This window comes from Insulibacter thermoxylanivorax (assembly GCF_015472005.1).
Classification (GTDB): Bacteria; Bacillota; Bacilli; order Paenibacillales; family DA-C8; genus Insulibacter; species Insulibacter thermoxylanivorax.
This window is the reverse complement of sequence record NZ_BMAQ01000005.1, coordinates 106,795-124,789: the sequence shown is the minus strand read 5'-3', so window position 1 is coordinate 124,789 and position 17,995 is coordinate 106,795. Positions and strand designations below refer to the sequence as shown.

Below are 17,995 nucleotides of genomic sequence, written 5' to 3'. Positions count from 1 at the left end.
CAAGAAACGAATTGTGGTCATGAAAGAGGCGTCGGACAGGACTTCCGACGCCTTCATTACCCTGCAAACGTTAAACTTCGCAAGAAGCTTATATTATTATATAAGATTATCTATGATCTGACAATGTTCGATTCGGTTAGTTTCCGAACATCATTCCGTTACCAAGCATAGTCCAAGCATCGTCAATAGGGCTTAAGTCTGCGCAAGATCATATATAATCCGATAAGGATCAGCGCGATGGCGATGATATAGATCCCGTTCGTGGCCATCAGCGTCATCCCGAAGAAGACGATGGCGATGATGCCAAGGATAATCGCGGCGATCAAAGCACCTTGCGGCTGATCATCGGAGAACAAGTAGTATTCATACAAGCCGATTGCAACGGCGAGGATGAAGCCCGGCCATAAGTACTTCATGGAATCCCAGCCGAAGATCGTGCAATAGAAAAAGAGCAGCGATATGGTGACCAAGATCCCTCCGGGAATGAGCACCCCTGCCGGCATCACCCTGGTGAAGTAAAACATATGGAATAGCAGTCCCGGGATCAGGATGAAGATCGGCCAAATGATGCTCCAGATAAAATTGATCACGCCCAGCTTGCCAAGCAGGATGAAGATTCCGAACAGGATGATAACTACGCCTAAGGAAAAACGATTCGTGCGCATCGATCAAACCCCTTCTGTCGTTCTAACCGGACTAGCAGGAAGAAGGAAATGACAGGTCAGCATGTTGTCTGTAGTTCTGTTGTTCCTTGGTGCATTGAACGAACCGGTTGTCAGTTTTATTTTACAAGATATTGTGCATAATTACCAGTTGCCGTTCAGTGAAATTCCTCAAAGGATTAGAATAAATCATCCAGTTCGCTCGTCTCCGCTTCTTCGCTGATCACCATCAGTTCTGTATGTTCCACGGCTTCGGCAATTCGCTCATCAAGCCAAGGGAGACCTCGTTCGATCTTCTCGACAAGCTCGAGATTTGGATGCGTGCTCGGCGAACGGGGCTGGAAGATCGTACAGCAATCCTCATAGGGCAGAATCGAGATCTTGTAGGTGTCGATCTCTTCCGCGATGCGGATGATGTCGAGCTTGTCCATCGTAATCAGCGGCCGCAGCACCGGAATCGCTACCGCTCGTTCGATCGTATTCAAGCTCTTAAGGGTCTGGCTGGCCACCTGTCCAAGGCTCTCTCCGGTTACGATCGCCAGCGCATCATTGCGCACAGCCAGTTGTTCCGTGATACGGAACATCGCCCGCCGCATCAGCGTGACGAGCAGTCTCTCCGGCGCCTCCTCCTTAAATCCGACCTGAATCTCAGTGAAAGGAACGAGATGAAGGCGGATCTCCTTCGCATATGTGCTTAGTTTGCGAGTAAGCTCGATGACCTTCTGTTTGGCCCGTTCACTTGTATAAGGGTAACTGTGAAAGTGAACTGCCTCAATGCGCAAGCCCCGCTTCATCGCCAGCCATCCCGCAACAGGACTGTCGATGCCCCCGGAAAGCATAAGCATCGCTTTGCCATTGCTGCCGTAGGGGAAACCGCCCAAGCCATAGACGATCTCCGAGAATACGTAGACGCCCTCTTGCCGCACTTCCACCCACAGTTCCACATCCGGTTCGTGAACATCGACCTTCAGATCAGGCGTGCGGCTGAGAACATAACCGCTGACGTGCCGGTTTAACTCCATCGATGTGTATTCGAACTGCTTATACGATCTGCGCGAGATGACTTTAAAGGTCCTGGGCTTCTCCGGCAGATTCTGCATCACCTGCAGAGCGGTGCGCTGAATATCCGCAAGCTCCAGCTCAGCCCGCATGACGGGACTGAAGCTGCGCAGACCGAACACCTTCTTCAGCTGCTGAGCAACGCCTTCATATGGCGCTCCGTTTAATTGAATATACACTCTGCCATAGGTCTTAACGATGCGAATCTCAGAATAGTCGCCGGTCAGCTTGCGTATATGCGAGATTACCATATCCTCGAAACGCGAGCGATTACGTCCTTTAAGGGTTAATTCTCCAAAACGGAGCAGAATAAGTTCAGGCTGCATAATAACCTCCAACTGCTGATATGATGTCGAAATATCGATTACATACTCAACCATGCATAAAGCAACGAATTCATGATTGCACCACGCAGATTCAGTTTATAGATCTTAATTCCTTAGTAACTTCATCCAAAGCTTCGGCCAAGCGGTCGATGTCCTCGGCCGTATGTTCCTTGGCGATGCTGATGCGCAGTCCGCTGCTTGCTTGCGCTTCGGAGGCCCCGATGGCCAGCAGCACGCGGCTTGGTTTCTCCTCAGCAGAAGAGCAGGCAGAGCGCGAAGAGATATAAAATCCGCGTTGTTCCAAAGCATGTACGATGACTTCAGATTTTAATCCAGGACAGGACACGTTCACAATATGCGGCACGGCAAGGCGTTCATCGACGGGAGAATTGACGACCACGCCCTGAAGCCCGCGGAGCCGTTCAAGCAGCCGGTTCTTCAGCTTCCGCACATGCGCGAGAGTCTGTTCCTGCTCGTCGATGGCAAGACGCATCGCCTTGGCCATCCCGACGATATAAGCCACGTTCTCCGTACCGGAACGAAGTCCCCCTTCCTGACCGCCGCCGGCAATCAGCGGATCGATATCGAGGGACTCTCTCTTGTACAGGATGCCGATTCCCTTGGGTCCGCGGAATTTGTGCGCTGCAAGGCTCATGAGATCCAGACCCAGCTCCTCGGGCCGCACCGGGATCTTGCCGAGGGCTTGCACCGCATCGGCATGGAACAGCACTTTCGGATACCGTTTCAACATCTCCCCGATCTTGGCGATCGGCTGGATCGTACCGATCTCGTTGTTCACATGCATGATGCTGACCAGGATCGTATCCTCGCGGATCGCTTTCTCAACCTGTTCGGGGTGAACTTGTCCGTTCTGATCGACGGGAAGCACCGTGACATCAAATCCCATCTGTCTAAGCTGCATCGCCGGTTCATAGACAGAGGCGTGTTCGATGGCTGTGGTGATGATATGTTTCCCTCGTTGCTGCCATCGGAGAGCAGTACCTTTGATCGCCAGATTGTTGCTCTCAGTACCGCCGGATGTGAAGATGATCGTCTCCTTCGGCACCTGGAGCAGATCGGCGATCTGCTGACGGGCGCGGGTCAGGAGAAGCTCCGCCTGAACGCCCAGTCCATGCAAGGAAGACGGATTGCCGTAATAGCGGGTTAACACCTCTTGGATCGTCCGTATAACCTCGGGATGAACCGGGGTCGTTGCACTGTAATCAAAGTATATCATATTGACTCCCTTTCCTTGCTTGCTCTTCTAATTGTCATCTGCCGTTCTCAATTCCGCGTACCATTGTACACCTTTTTGCTTAGATGTTCCATAGCTGCAAGGAGGCTTGGCGGCAGCCGCTGGGCATATATGGGTGAAAGTGGGCAGCAAAACAAGAAACCAGCGCCAGATCCCATGGGGATCTGCGCTGGTCCAACAGCGGTGTCATCATGTCTCAGCTCAGGAATAGTAAGGGAAAAGGACGATATAAGCCAGCAGCGAGATGGAGCCGATGATGATCGACCAGATCCCTAATCCTCTGGCGTTCGTGAACCATGCTGCTCCGCCCAATACGATTCCGGCAAGCCCGAACCACTGCGGCAACACGAACAGGGAAGCAACGGACAAAGCCAACGCCAGCCAGCCAAGGATGCGTTGGTTCTCGCCAGCCGCTGTTTCCTCCTCTTGCAGGAAGGCCCGGTCGGCCCCCTCACGCTCTTTTAACAGAGGCGTAAGTTCCGCTGCAGCTTCGCTGTCTCTGTGCTTTTTGGATTTGGTATTGTGAGCACGGCGCTTCTTGCCCTTGCTTGCCGACATGTCCATCACCTGGCTTATTCATGTTTAGGTGTTGTTTTCGCGGGTAGAGATGCTTCGCGTTTTATGCATGTTTCCTGTGCATGTTTCTCGTGTGCATGGTTTCCGTGTGCGGGAGCAATGATTTCTCGTATACTGATGAAATGCTTTGTCGTGTACAGATTTTTTGATTTGTGCAGGTGCGTTAATGTTTGGGTTTAAAGGTATGACAACAAGTCTCCTGGATTGCAGCAGCATAGTCTTGATGCTCGGTGTCGAAGGTTTCGCCGGCGAACTCACTGTCGAGCTTCGCATTCGCATGTTTGTCGATTTCGATCATGATCAGTTCCGCCGTGCAGTTGTTGCCCGAAGTCCAGTAAGCACAATTCGCTACACTGCATTTTACCTGCGGCATCTGTTTTATCACCCCTTAATCAATGTCTCCTTCCTGAGCCCAACCTATACCTCATATCCGCTGGGAATCTGCCGAATCCTGCACTGAATTTTGATATCAATGTTTATTATGGCATTCGAGCTGCTTACTTAATGGAAACTGTTTAATCTGTCTATTCCCCAGCCGCTTATCACCCAATATTTGTTCGGACATAAATCCCTGGGCTCTGTAGCAACAATAAGAACAGATATGAAACCATTATGAGGCGGTGATTCTCAATGAGATCTTATTGGAGAAGAATAGCTGCCGGGATCGCCGTGATCGCCCTGGTTGTTCTCTTCTGGCCGAGAACGGCGAATGAACAGCCGCCGGGTGAACAGACACCTGAAGGCAGGATGAGCAGCGCATTAGAAATTCAATATAAGCAGCAGATGCTGGCACAGGACCTCCAACTCACGGAGCAGTTGTGCCGAAATCAATGCAAACTAAACTTACAAAACATCATAACCAACCTGGAGGAAAACCCGGCGGCAGGAACAGACCAATTGACCGTCATGCAGCAACGTCATCCCCATATGCAATATATCGAGGCCAGCGACGGCAAATTGACGATGCATCAAGGCAAACAGGAGGATCTTCCTGAAGAAGTGCGGCCGTATGTGGATTTGGCCCGAGAATCGGCGATGGCCAAGCGCGAATATGAATCGCCGCGAATCAATACGGATGAAGGCCCTTATCTCGTCACAGCTGTGCCTTCCTCAGCCAATGCCGGTTACGTCTTAAGTGCAGTGAAGCAGCACATCTTGGATCAGGTGCATGTCAAACAGCGGGAGAATCTGCGCATCGTCCCCTATCCGAGCGATGAACGCTATGGGATCCAAGCAGCGGATTCGGACACGCTGCGCAAGGTGGATGTTGATCATCCGGAAGAAAATGAAGATATCAGTCACTATTACAAACATGACATCGTAGTGCGCTTCATCAGACAGCCGACGGAAGAGATGCTGGCTGAGATCAGCAGGCAGCTTACAGCCGAAGTGAAGAATCAATCCGGGGACGCGTACATTTTCCATTCTCAGAAGTACACGATGGAGCAAATGCGGGATTACTTCCTGAAACATCATGAGATTCATTATGCCGAACCCCATTATCTCTATGTCACGAACGCAGCTCCCCCTAACGATGTGCTCTATTCCCAGTATCAATGGAATCTGCCCGCGATTCATACGGAGACGGGCTGGGATCTTGCGGAACAGGGCAATGAAGTGATCGTCGCTGTCGTGGATACCGGTGTCGATCTCTACCACCCGGATCTAGAGGGGAGATTGACGGAAGGATATAATGTCTACACTCAAAACGCTGATGCCATGGACGATGTAGGTCACGGCACACACGTTGCGGGCATCATTGCGGCGAGAATCAACAATTTCGAAGGCATCGCCGGGCTGACGCCCAATGCGCGGATCATGCCGGTGAAAGTTTTGGATGCATCGGGGGCAGGAAGCACCTATGCTGTAGCCCAGGGCATCATATGGGCCGCTGATCACGGTGCGGATGTGATTAACCTCAGCCTGGGCAACTACGCACAATCGGAATTCCTGCATGATGCCATCCGCTATGCCTACGAGCGGGATGTCGTACTCGTGGCCGCTACAGGAAACGACTTTACGGAGTCACCCGGCTACCCGGCGGCCTATCCGGAAGTGTTCGCCGTCGGAGCTACCGATTATAACCAGCAGCTCGCGCAGTTCTCGAATTACGGCTCATACGTGGATGCCGCTGCCCCCGGAGTCAGCATCGCCAGCACCTACCCCGGCAGCCAATATGCAGCCCTCTCCGGCACGTCCATGGCCAGTCCCCATGCTGCAGCACTGGCGGCGATGATCCGCGGGCTTAACCCTGACCTGACCAATGAACAGATCATGGAACTGATGCGCGCCACCTGTGTGGATCTGGGCGATCCCGGTCATGATATCTATTACGGATACGGCCAAATCGATATCGCCGGAGCTCTGCAAACGACAGTAAACGGCGGCGGGCAATCCCTCGTTAACTGGTCAACTAACCTGGAACGCGGGATCATGCGGATCATCTACCGCTACGAATAAAAGAAACGGCGGCAAAGGAATGAATCCTGTACCGCCGTTTTGAATTTTGCTATGTAAAGGAGTGATGAGGAAGTTTGCCGTAAGCCGGGTTCTGTACTTCAGTGGTGTTCGCGGTTTTATCCTCCCACTCGAAGTGACAATCATCTATCTAGGCCGTGTATTGCTACACGGCTCAAGCGACCAACCCGAACGCGTCCCGGGCCAGGACTGCAGCCGATGAGGCTGCTGCGTTCCTCTAGGTCTTGCTCCGGATGGGGTTTACCAGGGACTAAGTCGCCAGAGCCCCTCGTGGTCTCTTACACCACGGTTCCACCCTTGCCTGTGCGTGAAATGCTCACGCCATCGGCGGTCCATTTCTGTGGCACTATCCTTCAACTCGCGTTGACTGGATGTTATCCAGCATCCTGCCCTGTGGAGCCCGGACTTTCCTCTCGCGGCCTCTCGGCCGCCAGCGATTGTCTGTCAAACTTCCTCGACGTAAGTTTCAGTATACCATCTTAACCGTCCGATATTCAACTAGTAATGATTGGTGATTCGCGCAGAACGGAACGACGTGAATCAAGCTGAGACGATAGTTATTGTTGATTCATACTTCGACCTTCGCCTCGCATGATAAGCAACCGAAAGGACTTACGCGACATGCAGATCACTGATCACAGATGCTGGAATGGATCCGTCGGCGTGTTGGATGCAAGCACTTCCGTCTCGTAACCAGCTTCATTCAGCTTCTCCTGCAGATACGCCGCGACTCGTTCCTTCATGATCTCCTCTGCATGATGCCCGGGATCGATGATGCTGATGCCGTCGGCTAGGGCATCCTGTGCCGTATGATAATCGATATCGCCGCTCACATAGACATCGGCGCCGGCACGCAAAGCATCCCGCACATACTTGCTGCCGGAACCGCCGAGCACAGCCACTTTCTGCACCGTGCGATCGAGATCACCGACGACTCGTACTGCGGATACGTTAAAGGCTTCCTTCACCTGAGCAGCGAACTCCGCCAGCGGCTTCGCCTCGGATAACCTGCCGACCCTGCCCAGCCCGAAGGTTCTGCCGCGAAGATCCACTTGATAGATATCATAAGCGACCTCTTCATAAGGATGAGCCTTCAACATCGCTTGCACAACCTTGCTGCGCACCCCTTCCGGTACGATCGTCTCGATCCTCATCTCCTTCACCCGTTCAATCCGGCCCTGTTGACCGATAAAGGGATCCGTCCCTTCCTGAGGCAGAAACGTTCCCGTTCCCTCGATATTGAAGCTGCAGTGGCTGTAATTGCCGATCCATCCAGCCCCTGCCTCGAACATCGCTTGCAGCACCCGTTCCTGGTGATCAAGGGGAACGAACACGACCAGCTTATACAGCTTCTCCGTATGGGTCTCTGCCAGCGGCTTCACGTCGCTGAGCCCAAGGGCCTCCGCCATCCAATCATTCATGCCGCCGTCAACAATATCGAGATTCGTATGCGCAGCATAGACGGCGATATCATGCTTGATCAACCTCTCCAGCTTGCGCCCCTGGGCGTAGTCAACGATCAGATGGGACAGAGGACGGAAGATCAAGGGATGGTGGGTGATGATCAGATCGGCCTGTTCGCGGATCGCCTCTTCCACTACCACATCGGTGACTTCCAGAGCGACAAGCACCTTCTTCACGTGTTTCTGCAGGGTGCCGACCTGCAGGCCTACCTTATCCCATTCTTCTGCATAATGTTTGGGGGCCAGCTTCTCCATCATCTGGATGACGGTCTGTCCATGTGCGAACATTTCAACACCTCCGTGATTCTTTGGATTTCCTGCTCGATGGCCGCAAGGCGCTGCTTCGCCTCAGGAGATTCGGCCGAAGTTTCGATTCGCTGCTTGATTCTAAGCAAATTATCCTTCTCTTCGCGCCAGCGGCGGATGAAGGACTCGTCCATCCGCTCCAACAGATACGGACCGAAGCGGACGAGATCCTCTTCCGTCGCTTCGAAGCCGCCTGTCAGCAGGCGCGTCTTATAGACTTCTGCATTCGTGCGTTCTGTTGCTTGCTCATGAAGCGCATATAAGATGACATAGGCGATGCCGTCTTCTTCGATGATCAACTCATCAGTCAGCACATAGTCATGGTCGATCAGCCAACGCCGCACGGCATCCTCCGCTACGTTCGGCTGCAGGATTAAGGTCCGGACACCCCTCAGCCGTTCCAAACCTGCGCTTAAGATATCGACGATCAGACCGCCGCCCATGCCGGCGATCGTTACCGTTTCTGCTTCTCCCGGTTCAAGGATGCTCAATCCGTCCCCTCTGCGCACGGAGATCCGATCGTCAAGATTTCTTCTTGTGACCTGCTGCCGCGCCGCTTCGAAGGGGCCGGCATTGAGTTCGCCGGCAACCGCGCGCGGAATGATGCCCTGCTGCACGAGATAAACCGGCAGCAGGGCATGATCGGTGCCGATATCAGCAAGTACGCTGCCTGGCGGCACAAGAGAAGCAATTGCTGATAGTCTTTTGGATAGTTTTATCATTTTATACAACCCATTCTGTCCATATATTCCGTATGATGTATAGTATGACCCCTGTAACAAGGATTTTGCCGATAAGAACTGCCTGCGGCAGATAAGTCTCGGTTACTGCTTCTATCGCTGGATCTGCTGCTCCCGCCGCTGCAGCCATGATCTCAGGAGCGATCCAGGAGAGCAAACCCATGATGAAAAACACCCTCGTCATCGAGCGGTTCCGCTCCCGTACAAGCCATCCCAAAGCGATAAACAATCCGGCCCACACGATCCATGCCAGCTGCAGCAGCCAGGTATACAGCGGATCCATCAGACCCGCCAGCAGCCAGCTGTAGACGAAGAGCAACCCTGTCCAGCCGCAAAACTGCAGGAAGCCAAGACGCAGGATCATACCGAGCATAGTCCATAGAAGGGTACATATCATAAGATACCCGATCATCAAAGCCGCATCGTCCAACCCCTGCTGGATCAGTATCCACTCGCCGAGCAGCAGCAAGAGGAAGCAGCCCGCTCCTAAGCTGAGATAGGCAGCAGCGATATTTCTCTTCACGGCCTTGATGCCGAGGAAGAGAAAAAGCAAGATGAAGATTCCGCCGCTGAGGATTTGCATTGGCAAGGGAAAAGCGTTAAAATTAATAGCGATGATAAAAAATATGGCAATACTCCCAAGTCCTAGCACCCAATATGCGGCGGACCTCCCGCTGCCCAGAGATTTGGCGGTCTCCGGTTGGGAGGAAGCCGCAGCTTCAATCTTGCCGCCGTATAGATTTAGCAGGAAGTCGCAGTAATGCACAGGAAGCAGCCTGCTCGCCTTCCAATACTTGATCTCTTGGATGATGATCCTGCGCTTATCCTGATCCATGAATGGTTCACCTCATGATTAGGTTGTGGCTTACATCTGCACATACACGGCTGTATACACCAAGATGACTGTATACACAGAGATTAGATGCATAGCAATTACGATATATAGGATACAGGTTCAATATACAGGGATTCGCCCCATATGGCAAAAAACCCTTCTGCAAATGCAGAAAGGGCATGCACGCTTGAGCAACCAACCTTATGAGAAACCAACCTTATGAGCAACTAACCTTATTCGAGAAAATCCTTCAACCGCTTACTGCGGCTTGGATGGCGCAGCTTGCGAAGCGCCTTCGCTTCGATCTGACGGATACGCTCACGGGTAACACCGAAGACCTTGCCGACTTCTTCAAGGGTTCTTGTGCGCCCGTCATCAAGTCCGAAGCGAAGTCGCAGCACGTTCTCTTCTCTTTCGGTCAGCGTCTCGAGCACTTCTTCCAACTGTTCCTTCAAGAGTTCATAGGCTGCTGCGTCTGCGGGTGCCAGCGCCTCGGAATCTTCGATGAAGTCACCTAGATGTGAATCATCCTCTTCGCCGATCGGCGTCTCCAAGGATACCGGTTCCTGTGCGATCTTCATGATCTCCCGCACCTTCTCCGGACTGAGATCCATCTCCTTGGCGATCTCCTCCGGCGTCGGTTCGCGTCCCAGCTCCTGTAGCAATTGCCTGGATACGCGGATCAGCTTGTTGATGGTCTCCACCATATGCACAGGGATCCTAATCGTACGCGCCTGATCAGCAATAGCACGCGTGATCGCCTGCCTGATCCACCAAGTAGCATAAGTGCTGAATTTGAAACCTTTCTGATGGTCGAATTTCTCGACGGCTTTGATCAGTCCCATATTCCCTTCTTGGATCAGGTCGAGGAAGAGCATCCCCCGTCCCACATATCGCTTCGCAATGCTTACGACGAGGCGCAGATTCGCTTCAGCCAGACGGCGTTTTGCTTCCTCATCCCCCTGCTCGATCCGCTTGGCGAGCTCGATCTCTTCTTCTGCTGTCAGAAGCGGCACGCGTCCGATCTCCTTCAGATACATCCTTACGGGATCGTTGATCTTCACGCCGGGCGGCAGAGACAGATCATCATCATATTCGTAATCATCATATTCTCCGGAGTGAACGTCATCTTCATCCACGGAACGCAAGCGTTCGATCTCGTCCTCATCATTCACGATATCGATGCCGAGATCCGCCAGCTGTTCGTAAAACTCATCCATCTGATCGGGATCTTGATCGAACGGGCTCAACCGCTCCATGATGTCTTTATAAGTAAGAGCGTGTTGCTTCTTGCCCTGCTCAATCAACTGCTCCTTAACCTGTTCAAGCGTCATCTCTGTATCTTGTGTCTCTTGTTTGCTTACCATGGTTCAACTCCCTCCTCCCTAGATTCGTTATAGCTGCATGTCTTTCAGCTTTTTCTCCAGGGTGATAATCTCTTCTGCAATCTGTACTGCGGTTGCGACGTCACCGGAACGCTCAGCACGCTGTAATTGTTCTTTTTTGTGTTCGATCGCTTGCTGCATCGGAGCTTTCTTAATCTGACTGATATGATCCTCCAGGGCCCGCTCATTCATCACGGCTGCAGCGTCTTCCATAGACAGTGATGTTGCTAAACGTTCCAGCTCGTCATCTTGCAGCGTTACCAGAAAGGATGGCATCTCCAGGGTGTCATGTTCCGTGTAGTAACGATATATATAAGCAGCTAGAGCTGCGTGAGCCTCGACATTAAAGGCGTCCCCTAATCGTTCTTGGACCAGATGAGCGATCTCTGCATCCTGCAGCATAGCAGCTAATAGATTGCGTTCTGCATTATAATATGCTGGACGCAATGCCGGACGTGTAACCTCTTCTCTCCTGTTATTCATACCATTATTCCACGGTTTTCCTATATTATCCCCGTTTGGCGGCAATTTTTGCGAAGAGCGCAGCAGTGCGTACAGCTCCTGTTTAAGCGTGTCTAGGGAGAAGTTGTACTCTTCGGCCAACTCCTTGAGATAATATTCCCGTTCCACAGGCGAGCGCAAGGCAGCGACAATCCTCAATGCCGATCGGATATACCGCAGCTTCCCGTCTTCGCTGTGCAAGCTGAAGTTGCGCTTTAGATACAGCAGTTTGAAGCGAACAGCGGACATAGCCCCATGCATCACTTCATGGCGGAAACATTCCCCGCCATACTTAGTGATGTATTCATCCGGGTCCATGCGATCGGGAAGCATCACCACATTCACGGCAAGCCCCGCCCGCTCAAGCAGCAACAGGCTTTTATACGCGGCCTCAATGCCCGCATCATCACCGTCATAACAGATGACGACACGTGAAGCATATCGACGGATCAATTTCACATGTTCTTCCGTCAACGCGGTGCCCATACTGGCGACACCGTTGTGCACGCCAGCTTCCCATGCTTTGATCAGATCAACATACCCTTCGAAAAGCACGATTTGGTTGTTCTTGCGTATGGTGCTCTTAGCTTCGTGGAATTGGTATAATAAGCGGCTCTTGTGGAAGATGGGCGTTTCTGAGGTGTTGAGATATTTCGGTTGGATATCCCCAATTGCTCTTCCTGCGAATCCTACGATTCGCCCCTGTTCATCATGCAGCGGAAACATGATGCGGTCGCGAAACCGATCATAATATTGATTTCGCTCTTCGTGAAAAGCAACTAATCCGCCCTTTTCCATAAGAGGGAGAGCAAACTCTCGCTTCTGCAGGAATGTTGTCAACGCGTCCCACATCTGCGGTGCGTATCCAATCTGGAAGGTGCTGATCAGCTTGTCGCTGAAGCCTCTGCTGCGAAGATATTCTAGTGCTGGTCTGCCTTGTTCGGTGCTCATCAACACATGATGAAACCAGCGGCTGGCTAACTCGTGGGCATTGTATAACTGCTGTTTCTCCTCAGCATGTTCATCCCGCTCGCGCGGCCGCAGTTCCCATGTGATGGGGATCCCTGCATCTTCAGCTAACATCCTGACTGCTTCAGGGAATGACACTCCTTCGATCTCCATCACGAACTTGAAGACACCACCGCCCTTGCCGCATCCGTAACAATGGAAGATCTGCTTTTCCGGTGTTACGGTAAATGATGGTGTCTTCTCGGAGTGAAAAGGGCACAGTCCTCTCATATACTTGCCCTGTTTCGTTAAATGAACGTGCTTAGATACGACATCTACAATGTTGGTGTGACTAAGGACGGCTGTGATGACTTCTTCCGGAATCCTGTTCATTTAATCACCTTTACTGATACAATTGGGGATGATTCCTTGGATACAGCCGTAAGGATGAGCTTGGCTAAGAAGATAGATCCGTGCCTTAAAACATCTCCGATCCCTGGGCGGGATCGGTCCGTTTCTTTGCCTCGCAAACACCGTTCTAGTTAATTTCGCTAACAAGGCCTGTTTTCCTGCTGCTCTTGCAAAATTTTTGTCAAATGGTGTAGAAAAATCTCTCTGTCCTGCGCACTCATCGCACGCGGTCCCTTCGTCCGCGCGCCGCCGCGCCTCGCCCGGCTCAGCTCATGGCGGCTGGCCAACAGATAATCGATATTGTCTTCCGTATATTGCTGACCGCGGAAGGAGAGGGCGATCGCCCCTTTGGCCAAGGCGAGCGCTGCAACGCCGAAATCCTGCGTGATGATGATATCTCCGCGCATCATGTGATTCGCGATGTACAGATCTGCCGCTTGGTCGGATGCATCGACCTGGATGATCTGCACGCCTTCCGTCGGCGCGATTCTGTGCGCATAAGAGGCCACCATCATCACCTGCACGCCGAATCTGGATGCGCAGGCGATGATCTCTTGTTTAACGGGACAAGCATCGGCATCGACGATGATGCACGGCTTACGACATTTGATTAGAACCACCCGACCCCCTGTAGACGTTAATTGTTTGGCTGACGGTCAACCGCATAAAATTTCTCTACTATTATATACGCTGACCGTGCAAAAAAATCCTCCTTCTCACAAAGAGAGAGATGCCGATTACCAGACGAGTTTATGAAAATCCGCAAAGCTCGACAGATCGGCGGCAATGGCATGGAGCAGAGCCAGCCGGTTGTTGCGGATGCGCTCGTCTTCCGCCATGACCATTACAGCGTCGAAGTAAGCGGTGATCGGCGCCGTCAATCTAGTGAGTTCGTCCAAGGCTGCGCGCGCTTCGCCGCTGCCAAGCAGCCGGGTGAAGTTGTCGTGCACTTCTTGCCATACCTGATACAACTGATGCTCTTCGTCTTCTTGGAACAGCTGTGCATCGATCACGTCTCCCTGCGACTTCTGAGCGAGGTTCATCACCCGCGTGAATGACTCGCAGATATTCTTCATCTCCGCCTGTTCCTGCACCGCATCAGCCAGCGCACGGCATCTGCGGACGGTCGCCGAAACATCGGCATATCCGCTCGTCATCACGGCATCCACGACATCATAACGCGCGAACTCGGACAGGATATGCTTCACGCGCAAGCCGAAGAATTCCATAAGATCGCGAGTAATCTCAGCTGCATCCCGTTTCAGTGCTTCTACGCGGGATGCTTGATACACATCAAGGGCGAGCGCGAACAGTTGATCCAAGGTAATCGGCAACTCGTGATCAAGGATGATCTGCACGATGCCCTGAGCTTGTCGGCGCAGCGCATAGGGATCCTGTGATCCTGTCGGGATGATGCCGATCGCAAAGCAGCCGGCGATCGTATCGATCTTGTCGGCGATGCTGACAATCGCGCCGGCACGCGTCGCAGGCGAAGCATCCCCGGAAAACCGCGGCTGATAATGCTCATGGATCGCTACTGCAACGGCTTCCGATTCACCGGCTTTGCGCGCATAATCCATACCCATAAAACCTTGCAGCTCAGGGAACTCATAGACCATCTGCGTTACAAGGTCAAACTTACAGATCGCAGCCGCGCGTTTCACTACTTGTTTCTCTTCATCAGCGAGGCCGCAGATCTCTGCCAAGCAATCGGCCGTCTGCCGGATGCGCCGCACTTTATCGCCAATCGTCCCGAGCTCCTCATGGAAAACAACGTGCTCGAGCTTGGACATCGCCGTCTCAATCGGCAGCTTCTGATCTTCTTCGTAGAAAAATTTGGCATCGGACAAGCGCGCGCGAAGTACCTTCTCGTTGCCCTTCGCTACCTGTTCCAGAGACGTATCGTCCCCGTTGCGCACTGTAATGAAGTACGGCAGAAGTTTGCCCTCGCCGTCCAGCACGGGGAAGTAGCGCTGGTGCTCGCGCATGGAAGTGATCAACACTTCTTGCGGGATGCTCAAGAACTCTTCATCGAATCCTCCGTAGAGCGCCGTAGGATACTCTACCAAGAACAGCACTTCTTCGAGCAGTTCTTCATTGATCGGCACCTGCCAGCCCCGCTCTTCAGCCAAACGCTGGATCTGTGCAACAATCATCGATTTCCGTTCTTCGATATCCGCAATCACGTATTGCTCCCTGAGGCGATCCGCGTATTCAGCGGGTACCTGCAAATCTACGGGTTTCCCAAGGAAACGATGACCGTACGTGGTGCGGTCGGACTTAACGCCTGCCACCTCCAGTTCAACCACTTCATCCCCGAACAGCGCAGTGATCCAGCGGATCGGTCTGACGAACCGCAGCTCATATGCGCCCCATCGCATATTCTTCGGGAAGGCAAGGGAGGTGATCAGCGATCTTAAACCATCCGGCAGCACGCTCATCGTATCCTGTCCGGCAGTGCTTCTCTTAGCGTAGACATACTCTACACCATTCAATTCCTTAAAGTAAAGTTCATCGGGGTCCACACCCTGGCTGCGCGCAAAGCCAAGGGCGGCCTTCGTCCAATTGCCCTGCTCATCAAGGGCGATCTTCTTCGCCGGACCCCTGTTCTCTTCACTGATATCCTGCTGCTTCGCCGAAGCTTGCAGCACGACGACAGCAAGGCGCCGCGGCGTCGCATAGGCGAGCACGCTCTGATAGGTGATGCGGGATTCTTCCAGCCAGCTTGTGATCTTATCCTTCAGTTGTTCCACCGCTCCACGCATGAAGCGGGCAGGAACCTCTTCGAGACCAATCTCCAACAAGATATCACGATGTTCATTGGTCATGTGCTTCTACCCCCTCCACCGAAGATGTCGAACCTTTAAGCAATGGGAAACCGAGCTTCTCCCGGGATTCATAATAAGCTTTCGCCACTTGCCGCGCGAGATTGCGCACGCGCATGATATACCCGGTTCGCTCTGTCACGCTGATCGCGCCGCGTGCATCCAGCAAGTTGAAGGTATGGGAGCATTTCAGAACATAATCATACGCCGGAAGAACAAGCTCTGCCTCAATCGCCCGCTTCGCTTCCTCCTCATAGGTGTTGAACAGCGTGAAGAGCATCTTCACATCGGAGATCTCAAAGGTGTACTTCGATTGTTCGTATTCATTCTGATGGAAGACGTCGCCGTAGGTGATGCCGTCCACCCATTCCAGGTCGTAGACATTCTCCTTGTCCTGGATATAGGAAGCGAGACGCTCCAGCCCATAGGTGATCTCCACGGAGACGGGTTGCGCATCAAGCCCGCCGACTTGCTGGAAATAAGTGAATTGCGTGACTTCCATGCCGTCCAGCCACACTTCCCATCCCAGTCCCCAAGCACCCAGGGTCGGGGATTCCCAGTTATCCTCGACGAAGCGGATATCATGGTGAAGCGGATCAATGCCCAGTCTCTTCAAGCTGTCCAGGTAGATCTCTTGAATGTTATCGGGAGAAGGTTTCATGATCACTTGGAACTGATGGTGTTGATATAAACGGTTGGGATTATCCCCGTATCTGCCGTCCGTCGGCCGCCGGGAAGGCTCCACATAAGCGACATTCCACGGTTCGGGGCCGATGCTGCGAAGGAAGGTCATCGGGTTCATCGTCCCCGCACCTTTCTCTACGTCATAGGGCTGCAAGATGATGCAGTTGTGCTCAGCCCAGAACTCCTGCAAGGTTAGGATCATCTGTTGGAAATTCATCACACACACTCCTACTCATCAGAATATCGTTCCGATAGGACATGCAAAAAACTCCCGTCTCTATGTCGAATAACAAGACATAGGGACGGGAGTTGTGCTCCCGCGGTTCCACCCTATTTGACAACTTAGTGCTAAGCTGCCCGCTTTCCATCTCTAGAAGCGCTCCAGAACGCCCTTCACCGTCTCGTCATACTGGGCTTGCACCATCCCCAGCTCGCTGCGATGCCGTAAGATCGGTTACTCCTTTCCTTCACTGCGCTGTGCTTATTCATTCAATATGTATGTATGCAAATCGATTCTATTATAGCATGTTCGGTCATGTCGAGTCAAAATTGAGCTTGCTCAGCTGATCAAGGAAATCCCTTGATTTCCAGCGAACATGCAGATGAACGTCCATGTACGTGCGGATGAAACGCTGCAGCTGATCTTTGCTGCCCCGAGAGATCTTGATGCTGCCCAGGCGCCTTAGATCCAACTGTTGATATGCCCTGAGAAGTTTCAATACAGCAGGGGAAACGTCCATGGCGTGCGCGGCTTGAGGCCGGCACTTCACGCAGACGGTGCCGCCTTGCTCGGCTTCGAGAGCCGACAGCTCATTCGCCGTTGAACCGCATAACACGCAAGCATATAGTTCAGGCATGAAGCCAGCAACCGCGAGCATCTGCATCTCATAGATCTGCGTGATGACCGCTGCATCCTTGCCGGCCTCCATCATGTCCAACGCTGCCGCAAGCTGATCGAACAGTGCAGGAATCGGTTCATTGTCTGCGACAAGGCGATTGGTCAGTTCAGCCAGATATGCGGCGCAAGCGGATAATTCCAGCTCCTCCCTAAGGCGGTGGTGAGAGCGCATGATCTCACCGGAGTTGATCGTGCCCATCGCCTGCGGCGAGCTTCGGAAGATGACGAATTCAGCATGGGTGAACGGTTGTGAAAGGCTGGCAAACCGGCTTTTGACCTTCTTCGCGCCCCGCGCCATCATGCTGATCTTGCCCGCCTGTTTGGTCAGCACGTTTAAGATCCGGTTGCTCTCCCCATAATCCATTGCGCGCAGCACGATCCCTTCCACTCTGCTCAGCATGCCGGAGTTCGCCGCCTGCCTATGCGATTACATAAGTTCATGTTCCTCTCTCGCCTCTTCATTCCATATGTCCTCTCCCTGTTCGTCCCCATCTTCCTTCAGTGATTCCTTGTAGAGCATGTATGCATCGACATCTCCGGTCATCGTGAATACTTTCCAAGAAAAATCTCTCATTCGTATTCATCCTTTCACATCAGGAAATGGTCTTTCATCAGCCGAACATCCTATAGGTTAGATCGAAAA

16 protein-coding genes, 1 other RNA gene and 1 other annotated feature are annotated in these 17,995 nt (G+C 52.6%); of the genes, 1 reads left to right on the top strand and 16 read right to left on the bottom strand.

Annotation, left to right across the window (positions count from 1 at the left end):
* Positions 1-182: 182 nt before the first annotated feature.
* From PRECH8_RS03600 to PRECH8_RS03580, 5 genes are all read right to left on the bottom strand, one after another.
* Positions 183-665: a hypothetical protein gene (locus PRECH8_RS03600; protein WP_200965716.1), complete on the bottom strand. Its 483-nt coding sequence runs from the start codon at positions 663-665 to the stop codon at positions 183-185.
* 176 nt (positions 666-841) lie between these two features.
* The gene (gene thiI / locus PRECH8_RS03595; protein ID WP_200965715.1) at positions 842-2,047 is read right to left on the bottom strand and encodes a tRNA uracil 4-sulfurtransferase ThiI; all 1,206 of its coding nucleotides are present in this window, start codon (positions 2,045-2,047) and stop codon (positions 842-844) included.
* A 91-nt stretch (positions 2,048-2,138) separates the two neighbouring features.
* Entirely contained in the window at positions 2,139-3,284 is a 1,146-nt protein-coding gene (locus PRECH8_RS03590) for a cysteine desulfurase family protein (RefSeq protein ID WP_200965714.1), read from the bottom strand.
* Positions 3,285-3,503: 219 nt separating this feature from the next.
* Positions 3,504-3,860: a hypothetical protein gene (locus PRECH8_RS03585; RefSeq protein WP_200965713.1), complete on the bottom strand. Its 357-nt coding sequence runs from the start codon at positions 3,858-3,860 to the stop codon at positions 3,504-3,506.
* A gap of 181 nt (positions 3,861-4,041) precedes the next feature.
* The gene (locus tag PRECH8_RS03580; protein WP_200965712.1) at positions 4,042-4,251 is read right to left on the bottom strand and encodes a DUF1540 domain-containing protein; all 210 of its coding nucleotides are present in this window, start codon (positions 4,249-4,251) and stop codon (positions 4,042-4,044) included.
* Between the two features lie 257 nt (positions 4,252-4,508).
* Between PRECH8_RS03580 and PRECH8_RS03575 the strand changes: the two genes are divergently transcribed.
* Positions 4,509-6,338 carry a S8 family peptidase gene (locus PRECH8_RS03575; RefSeq protein ID WP_200965711.1) on the top strand — a complete coding sequence of 610 codons (1,830 nt, stop codon included), beginning with the start codon at positions 4,509-4,511 and terminating at the stop codon, positions 6,336-6,338.
* Between the two features lie 65 nt (positions 6,339-6,403).
* Here PRECH8_RS03575 and rnpB read toward each other — a convergent pair.
* The 11 genes from rnpB to PRECH8_RS03520 form a co-directional block, all read right to left on the bottom strand.
* Positions 6,404-6,809, bottom strand: an RNA gene (rnpB, locus tag PRECH8_RS03570) — RNase P RNA component class A.
* Between the two features lie 182 nt (positions 6,810-6,991).
* Positions 6,992-8,107 carry a Nif3-like dinuclear metal center hexameric protein gene (locus PRECH8_RS03565; protein ID WP_200965710.1) on the bottom strand — a complete coding sequence of 372 codons (1,116 nt, stop codon included), beginning with the start codon at positions 8,105-8,107 and terminating at the stop codon, positions 6,992-6,994.
* On the bottom strand, positions 8,074-8,847 hold the full coding sequence (locus tag PRECH8_RS03560) for a tRNA (adenine(22)-N(1))-methyltransferase (RefSeq protein WP_200965709.1): 774 nt from the start codon (positions 8,845-8,847) through the stop codon (positions 8,074-8,076). Before PRECH8_RS03560 ends, PRECH8_RS03565 begins: the two co-directional genes overlap by 34 nt.
* A 1-nt stretch (position 8,848) precedes the next feature.
* Positions 8,849-9,700 carry a hypothetical protein gene (locus PRECH8_RS03555; RefSeq protein ID WP_200965708.1) on the bottom strand — a complete coding sequence of 284 codons (852 nt, stop codon included), beginning with the start codon at positions 9,698-9,700 and terminating at the stop codon, positions 8,849-8,851.
* 233 nt (positions 9,701-9,933) lie between these two features.
* Positions 9,934-11,067 carry an RNA polymerase sigma factor RpoD gene (gene rpoD, locus PRECH8_RS03550; RefSeq protein ID WP_200965707.1) on the bottom strand — a complete coding sequence of 378 codons (1,134 nt, stop codon included), beginning with the start codon at positions 11,065-11,067 and terminating at the stop codon, positions 9,934-9,936.
* 27 nt (positions 11,068-11,094) lie between these two features.
* Positions 11,095-12,927, bottom strand: a complete 1,833-nt coding sequence (dnaG, locus tag PRECH8_RS03545) for a DNA primase (RefSeq protein WP_200965706.1) — start codon at positions 12,925-12,927, stop codon at positions 11,095-11,097.
* 158 nt (positions 12,928-13,085) lie between these two features.
* Positions 13,086-13,556 (bottom strand): YaiI/YqxD family protein, encoded by a 471-nt coding sequence (locus PRECH8_RS03540; RefSeq protein ID WP_200965854.1) that lies wholly within the window; start codon positions 13,554-13,556, stop codon positions 13,086-13,088.
* A gap of 126 nt (positions 13,557-13,682) precedes the next feature.
* A complete protein-coding gene (gene glyS / locus PRECH8_RS03535) occupies positions 13,683-15,773 on the bottom strand; it encodes a glycine--tRNA ligase subunit beta (RefSeq protein ID WP_200965705.1) in 2,091 nt (696 codons plus the stop codon).
* Complete coding sequence (gene glyQ, locus PRECH8_RS03530) at positions 15,763-16,671, bottom strand: glycine--tRNA ligase subunit alpha (RefSeq protein WP_200965704.1); 909 nt, start codon at positions 16,669-16,671, stop codon at positions 15,763-15,765. Before glyQ ends, glyS begins: the two co-directional genes overlap by 11 nt.
* A 78-nt stretch (positions 16,672-16,749) precedes the next feature.
* Positions 16,750-16,934, bottom strand: a binding site (T-box leader).
* Between the two features lie 53 nt (positions 16,935-16,987).
* Positions 16,988-17,752: a DNA repair protein RecO gene (gene recO, locus PRECH8_RS03525; RefSeq protein ID WP_200965703.1), complete on the bottom strand. Its 765-nt coding sequence runs from the start codon at positions 17,750-17,752 to the stop codon at positions 16,988-16,990.
* A 27-nt stretch (positions 17,753-17,779) separates the two neighbouring features.
* Positions 17,780-17,926, bottom strand: coding sequence for a YqzL family protein (locus PRECH8_RS03520; RefSeq protein WP_200965702.1), 147 nt, complete (start codon positions 17,924-17,926; stop codon positions 17,780-17,782).
* Positions 17,927-17,995: the final 69 nt, after the last annotated feature.